The organism is Streptomyces sp. NPDC034670, assembly GCF_055574875.1.
Genome location: NZ_JBVITR010000012.1, coordinates 119,545 through 140,542, shown reverse-complemented (window position 1 = coordinate 140,542; position 20,998 = coordinate 119,545). Strand labels below are relative to the sequence as shown.

22 protein-coding genes are annotated in these 20,998 nt (G+C 74.0%); 16 read left to right on the top strand and 6 right to left on the bottom strand.

Annotated elements, in window-relative coordinates; genetic code table 11:
• The first annotated feature begins 166 nt into the window (after positions 1-166).
• The 3 genes from ACZ56B_RS12075 to ACZ56B_RS12065 all read left to right on the top strand — a co-directional run bounded on the left by ACZ56B_RS12075 (position 167) and on the right by ACZ56B_RS12065 (position 2,461).
• On the top strand, positions 167-886 hold the full coding sequence (locus ACZ56B_RS12075; RefSeq protein WP_468788911.1) for a hemerythrin domain-containing protein: 720 nt from the start codon (positions 167-169) through the stop codon (positions 884-886).
• Complete coding sequence (locus ACZ56B_RS12070) at positions 883-1,398, top strand: anthrone oxygenase family protein (protein WP_468788909.1); 516 nt, start codon at positions 883-885, stop codon at positions 1,396-1,398. Before ACZ56B_RS12075 ends, ACZ56B_RS12070 begins: the two co-directional genes overlap by 4 nt.
• A 106-nt stretch (positions 1,399-1,504) precedes the next feature.
• Positions 1,505-2,461: an AraC family transcriptional regulator gene (locus ACZ56B_RS12065; protein ID WP_468788907.1), complete on the top strand. Its 957-nt coding sequence runs from the start codon at positions 1,505-1,507 to the stop codon at positions 2,459-2,461.
• A 169-nt stretch (positions 2,462-2,630) separates the two neighbouring features.
• Here ACZ56B_RS12065 and ACZ56B_RS12060 read toward each other — a convergent pair whose 3' ends face one another.
• From ACZ56B_RS12060 to ACZ56B_RS12040, 5 genes are read right to left on the bottom strand one after another with little or no spacing between them, the layout of a single operon-like run.
• Positions 2,631-3,479: an alpha/beta fold hydrolase gene (locus tag ACZ56B_RS12060; RefSeq protein WP_468788905.1), complete on the bottom strand. Its 849-nt coding sequence runs from the start codon at positions 3,477-3,479 to the stop codon at positions 2,631-2,633.
• On the bottom strand, positions 3,476-3,967 hold the full coding sequence (locus ACZ56B_RS12055; protein WP_255310759.1) for an SRPBCC family protein: 492 nt from the start codon (positions 3,965-3,967) through the stop codon (positions 3,476-3,478). The genes ACZ56B_RS12060 and ACZ56B_RS12055 overlap by 4 nt, the downstream gene beginning before the upstream one ends.
• A gap of 43 nt (positions 3,968-4,010) precedes the next feature.
• A complete protein-coding gene (locus ACZ56B_RS12050; protein ID WP_468788902.1) occupies positions 4,011-5,495 on the bottom strand; it encodes an FAD-binding protein in 1,485 nt (494 codons plus the stop codon).
• Between the two features lie 19 nt (positions 5,496-5,514).
• The gene (locus ACZ56B_RS12045) at positions 5,515-7,083 is read right to left on the bottom strand and encodes a flavin-containing monooxygenase (RefSeq protein ID WP_468788900.1); all 1,569 of its coding nucleotides are present in this window, start codon (positions 7,081-7,083) and stop codon (positions 5,515-5,517) included.
• A gap of 11 nt (positions 7,084-7,094) precedes the next feature.
• Positions 7,095-7,973 carry a class I SAM-dependent methyltransferase gene (locus ACZ56B_RS12040; protein WP_468788898.1) on the bottom strand — a complete coding sequence of 293 codons (879 nt, stop codon included), beginning with the start codon at positions 7,971-7,973 and terminating at the stop codon, positions 7,095-7,097.
• Between the two features lie 184 nt (positions 7,974-8,157).
• Between ACZ56B_RS12040 and ACZ56B_RS12035 the strand changes: the two genes are divergently transcribed.
• The 3 genes from ACZ56B_RS12035 to ACZ56B_RS12025 are packed head-to-tail and all read left to right on the top strand — an operon-like array spanning position 8,158 to position 10,166.
• Positions 8,158-8,412, top strand: coding sequence for a hypothetical protein (locus ACZ56B_RS12035; protein WP_081236252.1), 255 nt, complete (start codon positions 8,158-8,160; stop codon positions 8,410-8,412).
• 12 nt (positions 8,413-8,424) lie between these two features.
• Positions 8,425-9,411 carry a 3-oxoacyl-ACP synthase III family protein gene (locus ACZ56B_RS12030; RefSeq protein WP_468788896.1) on the top strand — a complete coding sequence of 329 codons (987 nt, stop codon included), beginning with the start codon at positions 8,425-8,427 and terminating at the stop codon, positions 9,409-9,411.
• On the top strand, positions 9,408-10,166 hold the full coding sequence (locus tag ACZ56B_RS12025; protein WP_468788894.1) for an SDR family oxidoreductase: 759 nt from the start codon (positions 9,408-9,410) through the stop codon (positions 10,164-10,166). Before ACZ56B_RS12030 ends, ACZ56B_RS12025 begins: the two co-directional genes overlap by 4 nt.
• Positions 10,167-10,530: 364 nt before the next feature.
• Here the strand turns inward: ACZ56B_RS12025 and ACZ56B_RS12020 are convergent, their stop codons facing one another.
• Positions 10,531-11,382 carry an AfsR/SARP family transcriptional regulator gene (locus ACZ56B_RS12020; RefSeq protein ID WP_468788892.1) on the bottom strand — a complete coding sequence of 284 codons (852 nt, stop codon included), beginning with the start codon at positions 11,380-11,382 and terminating at the stop codon, positions 10,531-10,533.
• A 321-nt stretch (positions 11,383-11,703) separates the two neighbouring features.
• Between ACZ56B_RS12020 and ACZ56B_RS12015 the strand changes: the two genes are divergently transcribed.
• Genes ACZ56B_RS12015 through ACZ56B_RS11970 form a run of 10 tightly spaced genes read left to right on the top strand, consistent with a single transcriptional unit; the run spans position 11,704 to position 20,996 of the window.
• The gene (locus tag ACZ56B_RS12015) at positions 11,704-12,921 is read left to right on the top strand and encodes an aminotransferase class I/II-fold pyridoxal phosphate-dependent enzyme (RefSeq protein WP_468788890.1); all 1,218 of its coding nucleotides are present in this window, start codon (positions 11,704-11,706) and stop codon (positions 12,919-12,921) included.
• 30 nt (positions 12,922-12,951) lie between these two features.
• Positions 12,952-14,190, top strand: coding sequence for a beta-ketoacyl-[acyl-carrier-protein] synthase family protein (locus ACZ56B_RS12010; RefSeq protein WP_468788888.1), 1,239 nt, complete (start codon positions 12,952-12,954; stop codon positions 14,188-14,190).
• The gene (locus ACZ56B_RS12005) at positions 14,187-15,068 is read left to right on the top strand and encodes a MaoC/PaaZ C-terminal domain-containing protein (protein ID WP_468788886.1); all 882 of its coding nucleotides are present in this window, start codon (positions 14,187-14,189) and stop codon (positions 15,066-15,068) included. The genes ACZ56B_RS12010 and ACZ56B_RS12005 overlap by 4 nt, the downstream gene beginning before the upstream one ends.
• Positions 15,061-16,518 carry an AMP-binding protein gene (locus ACZ56B_RS12000; protein WP_468788884.1) on the top strand — a complete coding sequence of 486 codons (1,458 nt, stop codon included), beginning with the start codon at positions 15,061-15,063 and terminating at the stop codon, positions 16,516-16,518. Before ACZ56B_RS12005 ends, ACZ56B_RS12000 begins: the two co-directional genes overlap by 8 nt.
• A gap of 22 nt (positions 16,519-16,540) precedes the next feature.
• Positions 16,541-16,798, top strand: coding sequence for a phosphopantetheine-binding protein (locus ACZ56B_RS11995; protein ID WP_081236260.1), 258 nt, complete (start codon positions 16,541-16,543; stop codon positions 16,796-16,798).
• Positions 16,799-16,800: 2 nt separating this feature from the next.
• A complete protein-coding gene (locus ACZ56B_RS11990; protein WP_468788882.1) occupies positions 16,801-17,850 on the top strand; it encodes a hypothetical protein in 1,050 nt (349 codons plus the stop codon).
• The gene (gene trpA, locus ACZ56B_RS11985; protein ID WP_468788880.1) at positions 17,843-18,730 is read left to right on the top strand and encodes a tryptophan synthase subunit alpha; all 888 of its coding nucleotides are present in this window, start codon (positions 17,843-17,845) and stop codon (positions 18,728-18,730) included. The genes ACZ56B_RS11990 and trpA overlap by 8 nt, the downstream gene beginning before the upstream one ends.
• Entirely contained in the window at positions 18,727-19,101 is a 375-nt protein-coding gene (locus ACZ56B_RS11980; RefSeq protein WP_468788878.1) for an ectoine synthase, read from the top strand. Before trpA ends, ACZ56B_RS11980 begins: the two co-directional genes overlap by 4 nt.
• 27 nt (positions 19,102-19,128) lie before the next feature.
• Positions 19,129-20,274 carry an acyl-CoA dehydrogenase family protein gene (locus ACZ56B_RS11975; protein WP_468788876.1) on the top strand — a complete coding sequence of 382 codons (1,146 nt, stop codon included), beginning with the start codon at positions 19,129-19,131 and terminating at the stop codon, positions 20,272-20,274.
• On the top strand, positions 20,271-20,996 hold the full coding sequence (locus ACZ56B_RS11970; RefSeq protein WP_468788874.1) for a phosphoribosylanthranilate isomerase: 726 nt from the start codon (positions 20,271-20,273) through the stop codon (positions 20,994-20,996). The genes ACZ56B_RS11975 and ACZ56B_RS11970 overlap by 4 nt, the downstream gene beginning before the upstream one ends.
• Positions 20,997-20,998: the final 2 nt, after the last annotated feature.

Genomic DNA, 20,998 nt, shown 5'->3' with positions numbered 1-20,998 from the left:
AATGGTAGAAGAGTGTCCGTCTCCCACAACAAAGAGCCCCCCCCCCCCCCCCCCCCCCCCACCCCCACGAATTGCGGGCAAACCCCCCCCCCCCCCCCCCCCCCCCCCCCCCTCCCCCCCCCCCCCCGCCCGCCTTGTCACCCCGCCCGGGGAGGAGGCCACTGCCATGACCGGAGCCGGCTCCGTGCCGATGTCGAGCGAGCGCCTGCGGACGCTGCCCGGCCACTTCCACGGATTCGCCCTGATGCACATCGCCATGCGCCGGGACGCCCGCCGGCTGGCCGCGGCGGCGCGCTCCGCGACGCCCGAACACCTGGACCGGGTCGGCGACTGGTGGCACCGGCTGCGTGAGGTGATCGACTGGCACCATCACAGCGAGGACCGGGTACTCTGGCCCGAACTGCGCCGCGGCGTACCGGGGTTCGACGAGGCCGCCCGTGCCCTGAGCGACGACCACGGGCGCCTGGAGGACGCCATGGACCGCGTCGACGCGGCCTTCGCCGACGGCTCCCCGGCCGCCCTCGTCCCGGCCGCCGACGCCTTCGGCACCGTCCTGCGCACGCACCTCGCCGACGAGGAACGGCTGGCCTTCCCCGCCTTCACCGCGCTCGGCAGGAAGCCCTACCTGGACGTGGAGCGCAGACTGCTGCGCACCGCCCCGCCGGGGGTCCTCGCCCACCTGCCGCCCTGGATGCTCGACGAGGCGGAACCCGGCGCCGCGGCCCGGGTCGAGGCCACCATGCCACCGCCCGTGCGCCTGCTCGGGCGGACCGTGCTGCGCCGACGCTACGCACGGCTGCTGGCCCCCGTGGTCCGGCTCGCCCAGGGGGCCGGGGAGCCGGCGGGCCGGCCGACCCACCAGGACCACAAGGAGAAGCAGCAGTGACCCCCTCCTCCCCGCAGCCCACCGCGGGCGGTGACCCGGCGCTGTACGCGGCCACCATCGCCATGGGCGTGAGCGCGGGCCTGTACTTCGCGTTCGACGTCTCCGTCATGCCCGGTCTGGACCGCGCGGACGACGCCACCTTCGCGACCGTCATGCGGCACATCAACGACGCCATCGAGAACGGCCTGTTCGGGCTCGTCTTCTTCGGAGCCTTCCTGGCCACCGGGGCCTCCGGCCTGCGGCTGCGGCGCCTCGGTCTGGCCCGCGCCGCCCGGTGGACCTGGGCGGCGCTCGCCCTGTACTCCACCGCCGTCGCCCTCACCCTGGGGGTCAACGTCCCCCTCAACCGGCGGCTGGCCCGTCTGGGGCCGGCCCCCCACGGGCCGGAACTGGCCGCGCTGCGCGACCGGTTCCGCGGCACCTGGGTGCCCGCCAACGCCGCGCGCACGCTGGCGTGCACCGCCGCGCTGGCCTGTCTCGGCCGTGCCCTGGTGCTGCGGGCCCGCTCCTGAGACCGGCGCCTGCCCGGGCGATGTCCCCCGTCCGCCCGGGCAGGCGCCCCGCCGCCACCGCCGTAGGCCGCGCCGGTCCGCCCGGCCGCACACCCCGGAGGACGACATGGACGCGTTCACCGGCCTCCTCGAGGGGCCCAAGGCGCGCGGCGCCTTCCTGCTGAAGTCCGTCTTCAACCCGCCGTGGGCGCTGCGCATCGAGGACCGGGCGCCGATCTCCGTGGTGACGATGGTGCGCGGCGACGCCTGGGCCCGCCCCGACCACGCCGACCCGGTCCGGCTGAGGCCCGGCGACGTGGCGGTGATGCGGGGGCCCGACCCGTACGTCATCGCCGACGCGCTCGACACCGCCGTGCAGGTCACCGTCGGCCCCGAGCAGCGCTGCAACACCGCCGCGGGCGAGGACGTCACGGACACGATGGCCCTCGGCGTGCGCACCTGGGGGGACGTGCTCGGCGAGGGCTCGGCGGTGATGCTGTCCGGCACCTACCAGGCGCCCAGCGAGATCGGCCGGCGGCTGCTGAGCGCCCTGCCCACCGTGCTGGTGCGCCCCGCCGGGGAGGGCAACGACCCGCTGGTCGGACTGCTCGCCGAGGAGGTGGCCCGGGACGAGCCGGGCCAGGAACTCGTCCTCGACCGCCTGCTGGACCTGCTCCTGGTCAACGTACTGCGCGGCTGGCTGGCCGATCCCGGCTCCGGGGCGCCGCCCTGGTACCGGGCCCAGAGCGACCCGGTCGTCGGGCCCGCGCTGCGGCTGCTGCACGAGGACCCCGCGCACGCGTGGACGGTGGAGTCGCTCGCCCGCAAGGTCGGCGTCTCCCGGGCCCAGCTCGCCCGCCGCTTCACCGCGGTCGTCGGGGAACCGCCCATGGCCTACCTCACCGGCTGGCGGCTCGCCCTCGCCGCGGACCTGCTGCGCGAACCGGACACGACGGTGGCCACGGTGGCCCGCCGGGTCGGCTACAGCAGCGGCTTCGCGCTGAGTTCCGCCTTCAAGCGGGTGCGCGGTCTCAGCCCGCAGGAGTACCGGGACCGGGCCCCCGCGCGGTCCCGGCGCGGATAGGGCCCGCCCGGCGGGAGCCCGGTGCCCGTGAGCGGGGGGCCGCCGCGGCCGGCCGCGGCCGTGCGGTGCCGGCCGCACACCGGCACGGCCCCGCGCCCTCCCCGGGCCCCGGAGCGTCTCCCCGGCGCACCGGACGGCGCGGGGCCGCGCGCCGGGACCCCGCCCGGGATCAGGCCGCCCGCCCCCGGGCGACCTCGGCGACGGCGGCCACCACGGCGTCGGGCACCTCCAGCGGCAGCATGTGCCCGACGCCCGGAAGCTGCTCGAAGCGGGCCCGCGGCAGCGCCTCGGCCACCGCGCGGCCCAGCCGCGGCGCGACGACCCGGTCCTGCTCGCCGGCGAGCACCACGGCCGGCGCGGTCACCGACGCCAGGCCCGCGCGCAGGTCCATGCCCCGGGTGCAGGCGAACGCCGCCGCCCGCACCCGGGGCGCCGTCGCCGCGAACATCTGCCGGTTGACCTCCCGCAGGCGGGCGTCGGCCCGCCTGCCCGTCGTCTGGCCGAGCAGCCTGCGGCCGAGGGCCGGCCGGGACAGCGCCCACTGGAACAGGCCGCTGCCCATCATGCGCACCTCGCCGTCCGGGGTGTCCTGGTCGTGGGCCGCCGTCCCCAGCAGGACCAGGCCCTCCAGCAGTCCGGAGCGGCCGGCGTCCGCCGCGGCGTGGGCGAGGGCGGCGAAGCCGCCGCCGGAGTGCCCCACGACCACCGCGTCGGGCGCCTCCACCCGCTCCAGCACCGCGCCGAGGTCCGCGCCCAGGCGCTCCACGCCGAACGGCTCGCGGCCCTCGGTGGAGGCGCCGTGACCCCGCTGGTCGTAGAGCACCACGCGGTGCCCGGCGCGGATCAGCCGGTCGGCGACCGTGCCCCACACCCGGCGGGTCGCGGCCCAGCCGTGCGCCAGGACCACCGTGCCGCCCGTCGGCTCCCCGAGGGCGGGCAGCACCGAGACGGAGAGCAGCGCGCCGTCGTCCGTGCGGACCTGCGTCTCGGTCGCCGTGCGGGCCGCCGTCGCCGTCATCGCGCGGCCTCCGGCGCCGGACGCCGCTCCAGCACCCGGCCCAGCCGCACGAACGCGTCGCTGGTGGACCTGGAGTGCTGCGCGCCGATGTCGGCGACCTTCGCCAGAACCTTCAGCCAGCCGGCGGGACGGCCCGCGAAGTGCATGCCGATCCGGGTACGGCGGCCCGCGTCGAGCGGATCGAGCAGGAAGTCGCTCGTCCCGCGGAAGACGCCGTCGACGTACTCGACCGACAGCCTCCGCGCCGGTTCCACGGCGGTGGTCCGCGCGGTGAAGCGCAGCTTCGGGCCGCCCTTGTCGGCTCCCCTGGTGTGCACGGTGACCCGCACCTCACCGCCCACCTCGTCCGGGGAGCCCGAGACGGGGGAGAAGGTGTTGTCCGGTGCCCACCAGGCGCGGGCGCCGCGGAACTCGGCGAGGAGCGCCTCCCAGACCGCCTCGGGCGGGGCGTCCACCACCGCCTCGTCGATCAAGTCGTAACCTGTCATGCCGCATCTCCTGTCGGATGTCCGTGCGCCGAGGGCTCCCGCCTCAGCCGAAGAAGCCCTGGCCGGGGGTGAGGATGTTCGCCGGGTCGTAGCACCGCTTCGCCTCGACGAGGGTCCTCCACACGCGCCCGAAGTGGGCCCGCCAGTCCTCGGGGGTCATCCCGGGGATCGCACCGACCAGGTAGCGCTTGGCGCCGAGGGAGACCGCGATGTCGTACAGGCGGCGGTTCTGCTCCAGCATCCGCTCGACGTCCGCGCCGGGCGCCGGGAAGCGGAGCAGGTCGAAGAGGTAGGCGACCTTCTCGTCCGGCTGCACCGCCATGGGCCGGGTGAGCTTCGCCGTCGGGTACGGGTAGAAGAGCAGGAAGCCGGCGCCCAGGTCGTCGGCGGTCAGCTCCTCCTCGACCACCCGGGCGAACTCCGCGGCCCTGGAGGCCGGCAGGAACAGGCTCAGCCAGGGCTTGGGCTGGTGCCAGTAGCCGTTCTCCCGCAGCCACGCCTCGGCGGCGTCGGTGCGGAAGACGCAGTCGCGGTAGGAGAACTCCTCCACGGTCAGCAGCGAGCGGTCGTCGCGCAGCCCGGCCAGCAGCCGGCCGGAGTCCGGGGCGGCGGTGCCGGACCAGTAGGCGACCCCCTCCAGCCGGTACCACCAGCCGGAGCCGTCCTGGGCGGGCATGATCTCGCCGACCTGTCCCTGGAACCGGCCCTCCGCCATGATCTTCTCGGCGTCGGCCAGGTAGGTCTCCTCGTCGCGGTAGATGAGCCGGTACACCGTCGCCTTCTCCGGCGCGGGCACCAGGTCGACGGTGGCGCGCACGATGATGCCCACCTGGCCGCCGCCGGCCAGCGCCGCCTCGAACAGGTCGGGGCGCACCGACTTGCTGGCGGTGACGAGCCGGCCGGTGCCGGTGACGATGTCGATCGACCTCACGGTGTCCACCTGCAGCCCGTAGGTCTGCACGGTGGCGCCGACGCCGCCGACGCTGAGCGTGCCGCCCACCGACAGGTGCAGGTAGTCGGTGAGCGCCGGCGGGGTGAGCCCCTTGGCCAGGGCCGCGTCGGTCAGCTGGGCCCAGGTCACGCCCGCCTCCACCACGGCGCTCCGCGCGTTCAGCTTGATGATCCTGGACAGGCCGCGGGCGTCGATGGAGATGCCGCCGTCGGTCAGCGCCTGCCCGTAGCACGAGTGCGACTCGAGGTCGGTGCCCGTGCCGCCGCGGCCGTTCATGGCGATCGTCAGCTTGTTGACCCGGGCGTAGTTCACCATCTTGACGACGTCCTGCACCGAGCCGGGCCGCAGCACGGCCCACGAGGTGTGCGACACCATGCCGCCGAAGTCCCTGGCGAACTGGGCGGTCGCGGCCGGCGCGGTCTCCAGTGTGCCGTCGAGCCGCGGCAGCGGGGCGACGCCGGTGGCGGCGGCCGGGTCCGAGGCGAGCGCCCAGGACTGGCTCGTCGCGCTCCAGCCGACGACGGTGGCGGCGATGCCGCCCAGAACGCTGCGACGCGTGGGCGTGCTGTTTCTCATGGGGTCTGCCTCCTGTTGTCTACGCGTCGCTCAGGGCGGGCAGGCCGGCGCCCACCGTGGTGGCGAGTCGGTACTCGGAAAGGTCGAAGCGGCGGGTCTGGCGGCGGAAGCGCCAGGTGTACGTGGGCCAGATGGACGGGTTGCGGCCGTGCTCGTCGAGGTACCAGCTCCGGCAGTTGCCGGCGTTCCACACCGTGCCCTCCAGGCGTGCCTGGAGCCGTTCGTTCCAGGCGTCCTGGGCCTCCTGGCGCACCTCCACCGAGGCCAGGCGGCGCTTGGTCATGAGCTTCAGCGCGTCCAGGACGTAACCGATCTGCGCCTCGATCATGACCACCTGGGAGGAGTGGCCGAGGGTGGTGTTGGGGCCGAGCAGCAGGAACAGGTTGGGGAAGCCGGCGACGGTGGTGCCGCGGTGGGCCGCCATGCCCCGGGCGCGCCACACGTCGCGCAGCACCCGGCCGTCGCGTCCGGTGATGCGCGCGGCGACGGGGCGGTCGACGGCCTTGAAGCCGGTGCCGAGGACGATGGTGTCGACCGGGCGCTCGGTGCCGTCCGCGGTCACGATCGAGTGGGCCCGCACGTGGTCGATCGGGTCGGTGACCAGGTCCACGTTGGGCTGCTGGATCGCCGGGTACCAGGTGTTGGAGAACAGCAGGCGCTTGCACGCCATGACGTAGTCGGGGGTGAGCTTTTGGCGCAGCTCCTCGTCCGGCACGGACTTCTTCAGGTGGTCGCTGGCCATCTTCTGCATCTTCAGGGCGACGGCCGGCCGCTTCATCACGAACGCCAGGACCTCGCGGCCCCACATGTTGAAGTTGCGGCGGAAGTTCTGGTAGCCGGGCACCCGGTGCAGCAGCCAGGACTGCAGGGCGGTGGTCGCCTTGTCGTTCTTGGGGCCGATCCACGGCGGGGTGCGCTGGTAGACGTCCAGGCGCCCGACCACCGGCTGGATCTCGGGCACGAACTGGATGGCCGAGGCGCCGGTGCCGATGACGGCGACGTTGCGGCCGGTCAGGTCGTGGTCGTGCCGCCAGCGCGAGGAGTGGAAGACCGTGCCCTGGAAGTCGCCGAGGCCGGGGATGTCGGGGACCGACGGCTCGCTGAGGTAGCCGGTGCCGCTGACCAGGACCTGCGCGGTGTAGTCGCCCCGGGAGGTCTCGATGTGCCAGCGGCGGCCGGCCTCGTCCCAGCGGGCGGCGAGCAGCTCGTGACCGAAGCGGATGTAGGGGCGCACGCCGAACCGGTCGGCGGTGTCGCGCAGGTAGTCGTACAGCTCCCGCTGCTTGCCGAAGGTGGACTTCCAGCCCGGGTTCTGGGCGAAGGAGAACGAGTACAGGTGCGACATCACGTCACAGGCGGCGCCCGGGTAGGAGTTGTCGCGCCAGGTGCCGCCCACCTCGTCGGCCCGCTCGAAGACGAGGAAGTCGTCGATGCCCTGCTGCAGCATCCGGATGGCCATGCCCAGGCCGGAGAAGCCGCTGCCGATCACGGCGACCCGCAGGTGCCGCCGCGACCCGCCCGACGCGTCCTTCGCCGCCCGCGACCGCGTCGTCCCGCCGCTGTGCGCCGGTTCGAGAATGCTCGTCACGTCCCTGCCTCCTAGCGGCGCGCGATGGTGACGCGGAAGTTGTTGAAGAACTTGTCCTCGAGCGTGTACGCGAAGATGTCGAGGTAGCGTTCGAAGCGGGCCACGACCTCCTCGCCCTCCAGCTCGACGGCCTCCTGGCGGCGCTCGGCCAGGAGCTCCAGCCAGGCGCGGCACGCCACGGCGAACGACTCGCGCTCGTTGACGATCTCGACGACGTCGAAGAGGCCCTCGGCCGCCTGGGCGAGCTCGTGCAGGTGCGGGATGTGGCAGTTCTCGAACTCGGAGCGCTGCAGGAACTTCAGGTCGTCCAGCAGCTGCCGGTTCATCGGCAGCGCCTCGGCGGTCATGGTGTGCAGCACGAACCGGGCGCCCGGCCTGAGGGCGGCCGCCACCTTGTTGAAGAAGACCCGGTACTTCCTGGTGCGCTCGCGCGGCGGCAGCGTGGAGGAGACGAAGTGCTCCAGCGCGTTGATGCAGAAGGCCGCGTCGTAGGGGTCGTCGGTGGCGTGGTCCTCCCAGCTCTCGACCCGCACGGCGATCCGCGGGTTGTCCAGGCCGGCGATGAACTCCTCCTGCGTGCGGCTCAGGGTGAGTCCGACGGCGTGCTCGACACCGTGCACGGTGGTGAGGCGGTTGAGCAGGGTGCCCCAGCCGCAGCCGATGTCCAGGACCCGCCGGGCGCCCGCGGCGCCGGCCAGTTCGACGAACCGGTCGAGCTTGCGCTCCTGGGCCTCGTCCAGGGCCTCGGTCAGCCCCTCGCCCTTCTCCCAGTACCCGCCGGAGTACATCATCGTCGGGCCCAGCAGGAGGCGGTAGAAGTCATTGCTCACTTCGTAGTGGTGCCTGATCGCGTCGACCTCGGGGACCGACCGTTCCTCGACCGTGGTCATCTTCGTCCTCAACTCCCGTCCGGATGGCTGTGCCTGCCGCCTGATGCCGGCGCAGACGAGACAACCCCCCGCTCGCAACACAGGTGCAACACGGGGCGGCCGGACGGTGTTGCGCGGGCCTTGCGCCGGGGCGGGTTGCATGCGTCTCGCACAGCGTCAAGCCCTCCGAGGAAGGACCCACCCCATGTCTCTGCCGACCATCGAAGACCTGGCGAGCCGGCTCGAGGCCGTGTCCGGAGCCCAGAAGGTCGACCCCGACCACCCGCTGCAGCACATCCCCGACGTGGACTCGCTGGACCTGATGGAGTGGCTGTACGCGTTCCAGAACGCCTACCCGGAGATCCCGGCCGACGAGTCGCTCTTCGCGGACATCGACGACACCACCACGCTGCGCACCGTCTACGAGCGCATCGTCGCGCTCGCGCCGGCGCAGAGCTGAACGGGCGAGGACGTGAACGGCTTCGTCATCACCGGGTGGGGCGTGTCCGTCCCGGAACGCGTCGTGACCAGCCAGGAGCTGGCCGACCGGTTCGGCGTGGACGAGCACTGGATCACCAGCCGGTGCGGGATCCGTGAGCGGCGCGCCGTGGGACCGGGCCAGACGACCGCCTCCCTGGCCGTCGAGGCCGGCCGACGCGCGCTGGAGAAGGCGGGACTGGGCGGTGACGACATCGCGCACCTGATCGTCGCCACCGCCACCCCGGAGCAGCCCTCACCGGCGACGTCCGCGTTCGTCCACCACGAGCTGGGCATCGCCGGCAGCGCGCACGACGTCAACTCCGAGTGCGCGGGCTTCCTCTACGGGCTGGTCTCGGCCATGGCGCTGATCGCGATCGACCCGCGGCCGATCCTGCTGATCGGTTCGGACACGCACACGCTCACCGCCAACCCCGCCGACCGCAACCTGTCCATCCTGGTCGGGGACGGCGCCGGCGCGGTCGTCGTCGAACCCGCTCCCGAGAACCGGGTGCTCGCCTGGAACCTGGGGGCGGACGGCAGCTGCACCGGCAGCCTGAAGGTGCTCGCCGGCGGCAGCCGGATGCCGACCACCGAGGAGACCGTGCGCCAGGGCCTGCACTACGCGCAGATCAACGGCAACGAGATCTACCTCAACGCCGTGCGCTACACGGTGCGCACGGTGCGCGAGACGCTGGAGTCCGCCAAGGTCGAAGCGGCCGAGGTGGACCACGTCGTCCCGCACCAGGCGAACATCCGCATCATCAACTCCATCCTCAGTCACACCGGACTGCGGCCCGAGGCGCTCGTCGCCAACCTGGACCGGTACGGCAACACCGCGTCCGCATCCATTCCGATCGCGCTGGCCGAGGCCCTGGACGAAGGACGCATCCGCGAGGGCGACCTGGTCCTGCTCGCGGGCTTCGGCGCCGGCATGACGTGGGGATCCATGCTGCTGAAGTGGGGCGGAGGCCGACAGTGAGCAACAGCGCCAAGGCGAGGGGGAGTCGCCCGGACAGCCCGGTGGCCCTGGTCACCGGGGCGTCCGGGGGACTCGGCCAGGCCCTCGCGATCGAACTGGACGCGCTCGGCTGCCGGGTCGCGGTCCACTACAACCGCTCGGCGGACGCCGCCCGGGCCGTGCAGGACAAGCTGCGCAACGACTCGGTCCTGGTGACCGGGGACGTCGGCTCCTACGACGCCGTCACCGCGCTGTACGAGCAGATCGGCGAGCGGCTCGGTCCGGTCGACGTCCTGGTCAACAACGGCGCCGTCCGCAAGGACCAGGTCATGGTGATGCAGTCCCCCGAGGACTGGGCCCAGGTCGTGCGGACCAACCTGGTCGGCTCGTTCCACACCGCCCGGGTCTGCGTCCCGCACATGGTGCGGCAGCGGTGGGGGCGGGTGATCAACGTGGTGTCGCCCTCGGGCCTGATCGCCACACCGGGGCAGACGGCGTACTCGGCCTCCAAGGCGGGGCTGATCGGCTTCACCCGCACCCTCGCCGCCGAGTGCGGCCGGCGCGGAGTGACGGTCAACGCGCTCTCCCCCGGATTCATGATCACCGGGATGACCAAGGACCTGCCCGACCGGATCAAGGAGGGGATGGAGAGCAGGGCACCCGTTCCGCGGCTCGTGACGGTCGAGGAGGTCGCCCGCAGCGTGAGCCTGTTCCTGGACCAGGACTGCATGACGGGACAGGTCGTCAGCATCGACAGCGGAGTGTCCGTCATGTGACGGACCGGCGAACGCCGGCGGAGGGACCGAATTCCCCCCTCGGTCCCCTCCGCCGCATCCCGCGCACCGAAGGGAATTCCGTGGCCGACGGAATTCGGGCGCGCCGCACGAAGCGCCCGCGGAGCATTCCGCGGGCGCTTCGCGTACGCCGTGCGGTGTTTCGCGCACGCCGTGCGGTGTTTCGCGCACGCCGTGCGGTGTTTCGCGTACGTGTGATTCCCCGCGTATGCGGCGGACACCGCCCGCCCGCACGGACGGACGCGCCGCGAAGCCCCCCGGACGCGTGGACGCGTTTTCCGCGGGCGTTTTCCCGCGAGGAGAGGGCATCCGCTTCGTTCCCGGGAACCGGGCGGCCCCCGGCCGTTCAGCGGGACGGCGGCGGCAGCGCCTCGAACGCCCCGATCAGCAACGGGTCCACGTCGGGCGCGGCGGGGGCCACGGCCGCCCGGCGCGCGGGCTGCGGGAACTGCCCGCGCAACAGCTCCAGGTGGGCCCGCTGGGTGCGCGACGCCGGCTCGATGCCCAGCTCCTCCGCCAGCATCTCGCGCAGCTCCTGGTACACCCGCAGCGCCTCGGCGCGGTTGCCCGCCGCGGCGTGCGCCGCCATCCGGCAGCGGTGCGCGCTCTCCCGGAACGGGGCCCGGCGCACCGCCTCCTCCGCGTAGCGCAGCGCGTGGTGCTCGTTGCCCAGCGCCGAGGCCGACAGGCTCGCCAGCTCCAGCGCGGTCAGGCGCAGCTCGCCGATGCGTTCGCGCGTGGTCTGCACCCACTCGCCGTCGTGCGCCGGCAGGAACGACCCCTGGAGGTTCGTCAGCGCGCCCGTGGCCAGCTGGTACGTCACGGCGTGCGCCCGCTCGGCGTGCGCCTGCCGCGCCTCCAGGACGGCCATCTCGGCGGCCTCCACGTCCGTGGCCGCGTCGTCGGGCAGCCGCAGCACGTAGCGGCCGCTCTGCGCGATCAGCGGGGTCTCCCCAGGCTTCTGGTGCGCGCTGGTGACGAAGGCGCGCACCCGGCTGATGATGCTGCGCAGCGCCGACGCCCAGGTGTCGGGCAGGCCCTGCGGCCACACGGTGTCCGCCAACTGGTCGCGGCTGGTGCCGGTGGTCCGCTCCAGGACCAGGCGGGCGAAGGCGACCTGGGCCTGCGCGCTCGACAGGTGCCGGGGCGGTTCGCCCTCGTGCTCGACGGCGACGAGCCCTGTCAGTCGGATCAGCACGGCGGACACTCCTTTCGACCGGACGGCCGGACCGTGGAGAAAGTTGAATCCTCATCTCTGTTTCGCTCGGACACTACCGGGGCGGATGGCCGGAATGTCAATCGGGCAGAAAACATACCTGCCGGAATAGTGGGAAGCCTGAGTTCCATTCAGGGCGCCCTTTCCGGGGGCCGGTCGCCCCTTGTCCGGGCCCGGCCCCATTGCCTCGCGCCCGTGTTGCGGACGTCTTGCGGAGTGCGGCGTAGAAATCCACTCGTGAACGGGTCGAGGAAGAAACGAAACGGCCCGGTGGACCGCGTCAGACACTCTCGAGGAGACCACGTGAACGCGACCGGAGGCTGGGAACGGCTCGAACCGAAGCTGGCGACCACGTTGCAGCGCGTGAAGTCACTGGAGTGGGAGCCGGCCCGCCGCAACAGTTTCGTCGCCTACACGGTGGAACGGGACAGCGCCTACGCCGACCTGGACGGCCGCCGCCTGCTGATGATGTCCGGCTACAGCTACCTGGGCCTGGCGGGCGACGAGCGCGTCGTGGCCGCCGCCAAGGCCGCCGTCGACCTGTACGGCACCGGCAACCACGGGGTGCGCGCCCTGGCCGGCTCCATCCCGCTGCACGAGGAGCTGGAGGCCGAGGTCGCCCGGTTCGCCGACCGCGAGGCCGCCATGGTCTTCGGTTCCGGCTACGCGGCCAACGTCGGCACCGTCGGCGGCCTGGTCGGCCCCGGCGACACCGTGTTCATCGACAAGTACGACCACGCCTCCATCGTCGACGGCTGCAAGCTGTCCGGGGCCACCGTCACCCGCTTCCGCCACAACGACGTCGACCACCTCGACCGCCGGCTGCGCGCGGCCGGCCCGGGCGGCGTGCGCCTGGTCGTCGTCGACAGCGTCTACTCCATGGACGGCGACATCGCCCCGCTGCCCGAGCTGCGCAAGGTCTGCGACGAGCACGACGCGCTGCTCATGGTCGACGAGGCGCACGCGCTCGGCGTCATCGGCGCGCACGGCCGCGGCATCGAGGAGCACTTCGGCCACACCGCCCGCGTCGACATCAAGCTCGGCACCCTCTCCAAGGCCATCCCCTCCATGGGCGGCTGGGTGGCGGGCCCCGCCGAGCTGATCGGCCACCTGCGCTACGCGGCCCGCCCGTTCCTGTTCTCCGCGGCCCTGGCGCCGGCGCAGGCCGCGGCGGCCCTGGAGTCGCTGCGCATCCTCCAGCGCGAACCCGAGCGGGTGGCGCACATCCAGCGCGAGTCCGCCCGGCTGCGCTCCCTGCTGCACGCCGAGGGGCTGCGCACCCAGGACAGCGAGACGGCCGTCATCCCGCTGATCGCCGGCTCCGACGACGCGGCCTACGACCTCGCCACCACGTGCCGCGAGAACGGCGTCATCGGCCTGCCGGTGGTCACCCCGGCCGTCCCCAACGACCTGGCCCGGCTGCGGATCGCGGTGACCGCCCGGCACACCCCGCAGGACATCGACCTCGCCGCCGACGCCTTCGTCCGGTCCGCCCGCGCCTGCGGGATCCTGCCGGCCTGAGCGCCGGCCGTACTCACCGGGAGACGGATGATGACTGCTGGCTCCGCCAAGCCCCCGGTCGTGATCACCGGCATCGGCGTGGTCACCCCGGCCGGCTGCACGCCCGAGGACCTGTGGGGCGCGCTGCGCTCCGGGCGCTCCACCGCCGCCGAGCTCACCCACCTCGGCCTGGACCGGCACCGGGTGCGCATCGGCTGCCGGGTCGCGGGCCTGGACCGGCTGGACCTGCTGCCCGCCAAGGACGCACGGCGCCTGGACCCGTTCGCCCTGTACGGCGCCACCGCGGCCCTGGCCGCGCACCGCGACGCCGGCGCCCCGGCGCCCGACCCGCACCGCACCGCCGTGGTCGTCGGCAACGCCGTCGGCGGACGCACCACCAGCGACCGGGAGTCCCTGAACTTCGCCGCCGGCGGCCCGGCCCGGGTCAACCCGCTGATGCCGCTGCTCACCATGCCGAACGCGGCCGCCGCGCAGATCGCGATGCGGCTGGGCTGGACCGGCCCGGCGCTGACCGTCGCCACCACCTGCGCCAGCGGGGTGGACGCGATCGGGCAGGCGACGGGGCTGCTCCAGGCGCACCGGGCCGACGTGGTGGTGGCCGGCGGCTGCGAGGCCACCCTCAGCCCCGTCACGCTCGCCGCGTTCGGCGGCCTCAACGCCGTGTCGGCCCGCAACGACGACCCCGCCCGGGCCTGCCGGCCCTTCGACCGCGACCGCGACGGCTTCGTCATGGGCGAGGGCGCGGGCTTCGTCGTCCTGGAACGGCTCGACGACGCCCGGGCCCGCGGCGCCGCTCCGTACGCGCGGATCGCCGGATACGCGGCCACGGCCGACGCCCACCACCTGTCGATGCCCCTGCCCGACGGCGCGGGCGCCGTCGCGGCGATGACCGGCGCCCTCGCCGACGCCGGGCTCGCCCCGGACGAGATCGTCCACGTCAACGCGCACGGCACCTCCACCCCGCACAACGACCGCTCCGAAGCGGCCGCCCTGCGCAAGGTCTTCGGGACCGGCGGACCGCCGGTCACCGCCTCCAAGGGGGTCCTCGGCCACCTCATCGGCGCCGCCGGGGCCGTCGAGGTCATCGCCGCCGTCCAGGCCATGCGCGCCTGCGAGGTGCCGCCCACCGCCAACCACGAACACCTCGAAGAGGGAATGGAGATCGACGTGGTGCACACCCGACCACGATCCGTCGCCTCCGGGCCCGCCCTGTCGAACTCCTTCGGCTTCGGCGGACACAACGCCAGCATGGTGGTGACGCCGGTATGACCACCACGACGGACCGGAACCGCACCGCACCGGCCGCCCCGGCGCCGCGCCGCGCCGAACGCACCCCGGACCGGGAGGAGACGACCGCCTTCCGCGCCGCCGTGCGCGCCGCCCTGCCCGGCCCGGCCGCCACGGCCGACGCCTCCCCCGTGCACGCCTTCGTCCTCGCCCACACCCTCGCCGACGCGACCGTGCGCGCGCTGGCGGCGGGCGAGCCGGAGCCCTGCTCCGTCGTGCACCTCGGACAGGACATCCGCACCGACCGCCCGGTGCGGCCCGGCGAGACGGTCACCGTCACCGTCGACGTCCTCGGTGCCCGCCGCGAGGCGCGCGGCACCCGCCTGGCCGTGCGCTCGACGCTCACCGCCCCGGACGGGACGCCCTTCGCCGAACTGCTCACCGCTGCCCTGCTGGTCGGCGCCACCCGCATCGAGCCGTTCGGCGACATCCCGCCCGCCGCCGTCGCCCCCGCGAGCGACCCCGGGGAGCCGGCCGGCTCCCGCCACGAGCTCACGGCCGACTGGATCCGCGGCTACGCCCACGCCTCCGGCGACCTCAACCCCATCCACCTGGAGGAGCGGGCCGCCCGGGACGCGGGCTTCCCCACCGTCCTGGCCCACGGCATGGGCCTGATCGCCCTGGTCTGCGAGGAGATCGCCGACCGCTGGGCCGACGGCGACATCGCCCGCGTCCGCGCCGTCGGCGCCCGGTTCTCCGCGCCGGTGCTGCCCGGTGAACCGCTGGACGTCGCCTACCGGCCGGACGCGGCCGGCCGCGTCGTCCGCTTCACCTGCCGGGTCCCCGGCGGCACCGCCGTCAAGGGCGGCTGGGTCCTGCTGGAGCCCGCCGGGCACACCCCGGGAGGCGGCGATGAGTGAGCACGACGGACTGGTCGGCGGCTTCCTCACCCAGGTCCGCGAACGCCCCGACGCACCGGCGCTCGTCTGGCACGGACGGGAGACCACCTACCGCGAGCTGTACGGACAGGCGCTGGAGGAGCGCGAACGGCTGGCGTCCCTCGGCCTGCGCCCGGGCGAGCCCGTCGGCGTCCTGGCCGCCAAGTCACCCGCCGCCGTCGCCCTCGTCCTGGCCTGCCTGCTGGCCCGGCGCCCGTTCCTGCTGCCCTCGCCGCAGCTCGCCGAGTCCCAGCTCACCGCGCTGTTCGCGCAGGCCGGCTGCCGCCACGTCCTGGCGCCCCGGGGCGCCGGGCAGCCACCGCGGGCGGTGCCGTCCGCGACGGCGGACCCGCTGCCCGAGGACACCACCTTCCTGCTGACGACGTCCGGCTCCACCGGACTGCCCAAGATCGTCCCGCTGGGGCGGGCGGCCGTGGACCGGTTCACCGGCTGGGCGGCGTCCGCCTTCGGCATCGGCGCGGGCACCACCGTCCTCAACCACGCCCCGCTCAACTTCGACCTGTGCCTGCTCGACGTGTGGACCACCCTCGCGCACGGCGGCCGCGTCGTCCTGGTCGACCCCGACCGGGCCGTCGACGGACGGCACCTGCTCGACCTGCTGACCCGCCACCAGGTGCAGGTCGTGCAGGCCGTGCCGATGTTCTACGGGCTGCTCCTGCAGGCGTGCCGGCGCACCCCGCTCACCCTGCCGTCCGTGCGGCACGCCGTCTTCACCGGCGACGCCATGCCCGAGCCCACCCTGGCGGAGCTGCCCCGGCTGCTGCCCGCGGCCCGCCTGTACAACGTGTACGGCTGCACCGAGACCAACGACAGCTTCCTGCACGAGGTGGACCCCGCCGGGACCGGACCCGTGCCCCTCGGCACCCCCCTGCCCGGCGTCGAGGCCCTCGTCGTCGACGCCCACGGCAGGGAGGTCACCGGACCGGGCGCCGGAGAGCTCTACGTCAGGACGCCGTTCCAGTCGGCCGGCTACCTCGACGCCGAGCGGCGCCGGGAGAAGTTCACCGCCCACCCGCTGGGCGGGGACGACGACGTGTGGTTCCGCACCGGCGACCTGGTGCGGCGCGGCACCGACGGCCTGCTCCGCCTGACCGGCCGCAGCGACTTCCAGGTCAAGGTCCGCGGGGTCGCCGTCAACACCGCCGAGATCGAGCAGGTGCTGCTGCGCCACCCGGCCGTCCTGGAAGCGGGGGTCACCGCCCGCCCCGACCCGCTCACCGGCAGGCAGCTGGTCGCCGGCGTACGGCGGACCCCGGGCAGCGGGCTCAACAGCCTGCTGCTGAAGGAGCACTGCGCCCGCAGCCTGCCCCGGGCCGCCGTACCCGCCGTCCTGCGCGTCGTCGACGCACCCCTGCCCAAGACCACCACCGGAAAGGTCGACCGCACCGCGCTCGACCGTCTCGCGAGCTGACCCGAGAAGAAGGAAGAACGCCATGAGCAACACGGCCACCATCAAGCAGTTCCTCATCGAGGAGTTCCTGCCGGATCTCACCCAGGACCAGCTGGCGGACGACCACGACCTGCTCTCGGACGGGGTCATCGACTCGCTGGGCGTGCTGAAGCTGATCGCCTGGGTGGAGGACCGCTTCGCCCTCGCGGTCGGCGACACCGACCTCGACCCGAACAACTTCCGCAGCGTGGCGGCGATCGACGCCTTCATCGAGGATTCGCGCCAGCGGGTGGGCGGCTGACCATGCACGAGGCGCTCACCGGCCTGCTGGCGCGGCGCACGGTGGCCGACCGGGCGACCTGGCGGTCGCTGTGGGACCGGCTCGGCGACGGCACGCTCCCCCGGGAGCAGGCCGTCGCCCTGCTGGCCTCCCTGTCCACCCGGCTGCCGGACCCCGCGACGCTGCACGCCCTGACCGGCTCGCTGCGCGAGCGGCACCCCGCACCCGCCGGGGACACCTGGGCCGGCACGGTCAACGTGGTCGGCACCGGCGGCGGACCCGCCACCTTCAACATCTCCACCGCGGCCGCCTTCGTCGCGGCGGCGGCCGGCGTGCGCGTCGTCAAGACCGGCTCGCGCGCCTACACCTCCTCCCTGGGCTCGGTCGACCTGCTCGAACGGCTCGGGGTCCGCTCGACGTCCTCGCGCGGGGAGACCGAGGACGTGCTCGACGCGTACGGCATCGCCTTCGCCGGGCCGTTCGTCTACCCGGCGGAACTCGCCCGCCTGGCGCGCACGGTGGCCCCGGTGAGCATGAAGCCGTTCGGGCGTTTCCTGAACGCGGTGGGCCCCTTCCTCGGCGAACTGCCGGTCGCCGCCCAGGTCACCGGCGTGTCGCAGATCATGCCCCTGGACGACCTGCGCGCGCTGGCCGGCACCCTCACCGACCGCACCGTGTGGCTGTGCGCCAACGACGTGGGCGCCGACGAACTGCTCGGCTTCGCCGACAACGTCGTCCACGTCAACGACGGACGCCTGCTGCGGCTGGGACCGGGCCGGGTGGTCGCGGCCGGGGGCGGCCTCGAGGACCTGCGGCCGGTGCCGCGCGAGCAGGCCGCACCACACTTCCTCGCCGTCCTCGGCGGCCGGGCCCACCCGGTCGCCACCCGCACCGTGTGCCTGAACGCGGCGGCCCTGTCCGTCGCCGCCGGACACCACGCCACGTGGGAGGCGGCCCTGGCCGCCGCCGAGGCGGCCGTGGCCGACGGAGCCGCCGTCGACCTCGTCGAGCGCCTGCGCGCCCGGCGTGCCGCCCCGCGCACCCCGCAGACCTCGGGAGCCCGCCGTGGCTGACTTCTTCTCCCGCTCCCGCGCGGCGGGCGAGACGGGACTCGCGCTGTTCCTCACCGCCGGCGACCCGCCGCCGGAGGAACTGGCGGAGGTGGTGGCGATGCTCGACGAGGAGGGCGTCGACTGCCTCGAACTGGCCGTCCCCTTCCCGGACTCGGTCACCGACGGCCCCGTCGTCCGCCGCTCCGCGCGGCGGGCCCTGGAGCGCGGCACCGGCCTGGACGACGTCCTGGCCTTCGTCGCCCGCACCAGGCCCGGCCTGCGCAGGCTGCGGATCGCCCTGCTCGCCGACTGGAGCCACTCGCTCAAGCACCGCGACCTGGCCGCCGCGGTGCGCGACATCACCGCCTCGGGCGCCGACGGCCTGCTGGTGCACGGGCTGCCGCCCCGGCTGCGCCCGCGCTACCTGGAGGCGACGGCCGACGCCGGGCTGCCGGTGGTCGGCACCTGCTACGCCGCCAGCGACGAGCACACCCGGCTGCGGGCCGCCCGTGACGCCACCGCCTACCTGTACCTGGTGGCCCACTACGGGCGCAGCGGCACGGCGCCCGCCGCCGGCCACGCCGCGCTGGCCGGCACGGTGGCCGGCCTGCGCGCCCGCACCACCGCCCCGATCGCCGTCGGCTTCGGGGTGAGGACCCGCGGGGACCTCGAGGGCGTCGCCGCCGCCGGGGCCGACGCGGCGATCGTCGGCTCGGCCGCCGTGGCCCGCGTCGAGCAGGCCCTGGACGACGGCGGCTCCGTCACCGCCGCCCTGCGCTCGTTCGTCCGGTCGCTCCGACCGGAACCGGCCGGCCCGTCCGGAAGGACCGCGGAAACCGCAGGAACCGCAGAAATCACAGGGATCACAGGGATCACAGCACGGAACAGGAGACCAGCATGATCATCCGTGACTTGGAGAACGTCCCCACCGTCGACTGGGGCAACGGGCTCAGCCGCCGCTTCCTGGTGCAGAGCGACGGCATCGGCTACAGCGTCACCGACACCACCGTGCGCGCCGGCACCAAGTCCCGCCTGGAGTACCGCAACCACCTCGAGGCCTGCTACTGCATCGAGGGCTCCGGCGAGGTGATCGAGCTCGACGGCACGGTGCACCCCATCACGCCGGGCCGCCTGTACGCCCTCGACCAGCACGACGCCCACTACCTCGTGGCCAGCGAGCACGAGGACCTGCGCCTGGTGTGCGTCTTCACCCCGGCGCTGCGCGGTGACGAGGTGCACAGCCTCGACGAGCACACCTCCTCCGCGTACTGACACCCACCCCCGGAAGGAGGCGCGCCGGTGATCCGGTGGAACGCCGACCAGACCGCCCTCAGGGAAGGTCTGGCGCAATGGGGCGAGGCGCTCAGCGCCGACCACATCGCCCACGACGAGCAGGCCGAGTTCCCCTGGGACAAGTGGAAGCTGATCCGTCGGAGCGGCATCCTCGCCCTGCCCTTCGCCGAGGAGCACGGCGGCCTCGGCCAGTCCCTGCTCACCACCATGTACGTCCTGGAAGGACTCGGCGAGCACTGCCGGGACGCGGGCCTGAGCTTCTCGGTGACCACCACCCTGGCCAGCACCGGGGTCCCCCTGGAGGCGTTCGGCACCGCCGAACAGAAAGCGAGGTACCTGCCCCTGATCGCCTCCGGCGAGGCGATCGGGGCGCACGCCATCACCGAGGCGGACGGCGGCTCCGACGCCATGGCCATGACCACCCGGGCGGTCCGCGACGGCGACGACTTCGTGCTGGACGGGAGCAAGACCTTCGTCAGCAACGGCCCCGTCGCCGACGTGTTCGTGGTCTACGCGCGCACCCGCCCCGACGGCGGGCCGCTGGGCGTCACCGCGTTCCTCGTCGACCGCGACACCCCCGGCCTGACCGTCGGCCGGCCGATCAAGAAGATGGGACTGCGCACCTCGCAGCTCAGCGAGCTGTACCTGGACGGGTGCCGCATCCCGCGCGACCGGGTCCTCGGCCGGGTCGGCGGCGGGTTCATCGTGCTCGACCACGTGATGAAGCGGGAGATCCTGTTCTCCTTCATCGTCAACGCGGGAGAGATGAAGCACCGGCTCGACCGCTGCGTCGACTACGCGCGCACCCGCCGCTCCTTCGGCAAGCCGATCGGCTCCTACCAGGCGGTCGCCAACAAGATCGTCGACGTCCGGATCGGCCTGGAGACGGCCCGCAAGTGGCTGTACGACACCGCCGAGCGGCTCGCCGCCGGCGAGAACGTCACCGAGGACCTGGCCATCGCCAAGCTGGTCACCAGCGAGGCCAACGTGAGCAGCTCGCTCACCGCGGTCCAGGTCTTCGGCGGGTACGGCTACATGACCGAGTACGGACTCGAGCAGGACGTGCGCAACGCCGTGGGCGGCACGATCTACTCGGGCAGCAACGAGATCCAGTACAACCGCATCGCCGCCCAGCTCGGACTGGGCAGATGAGCACGGCACCCGCACCGTCGCTCAAGGTCTGCGGCGCCACCCGCGAGCAGGACGTCGACGTCCTGGCCCGCAACGGCGCCGACTTCGTCGGCCTGTGGCACCACGTGCCCCACGGCCCCGCGGACCTGCCGGAGCACGAGGCGGCCGCCCTGGCGGCGGCCGCCCGTGCCACCGGGCGGCTCACCCCGGTCCTGGTCACCTTCCTCAACGACCCGGACGCCCTGTGCGGCGTGCTGCGCCGCACGGGCATCCGCGCCGTCCAGCTCCACGCCTACCAGCCGCCCGCCACCGTACGGGCCCTGCGCGCCCGCCTGCCCGACGCGGTCGTCGTCAAGGTGCTCCACGTGACCGCGGACGGCGGCTGCGTGGAACGCCCCCTGATCGGCGCCTACGAACGGGCGGGCACCGACCTGTTCCTGCTCGACGCGGCCACCGACGACGGCCGGATCGGCAGCACCGGCCACCGGCTGGACGAGGCCGCCGCCGTACGGCTGGCCGACCGCCTCACCGTGCCGTTCTGGCTCGCCGGCGGCCTCACCCCGGCGGCCCGCCCCGCCTACGACACCGTCGTGCGCCACCCCCTCTTCCACGGCATCGACGTGGACACCGCGGCCCGGGACGCCCACGGCCGCTTCGCGGACGCCGCCGTGGCCGGCCTGGCCCGCGCCTGGCGCACCGCACAGCACACCGCCGCACCACGCCCGACACCGGGCGGACCGTGAGA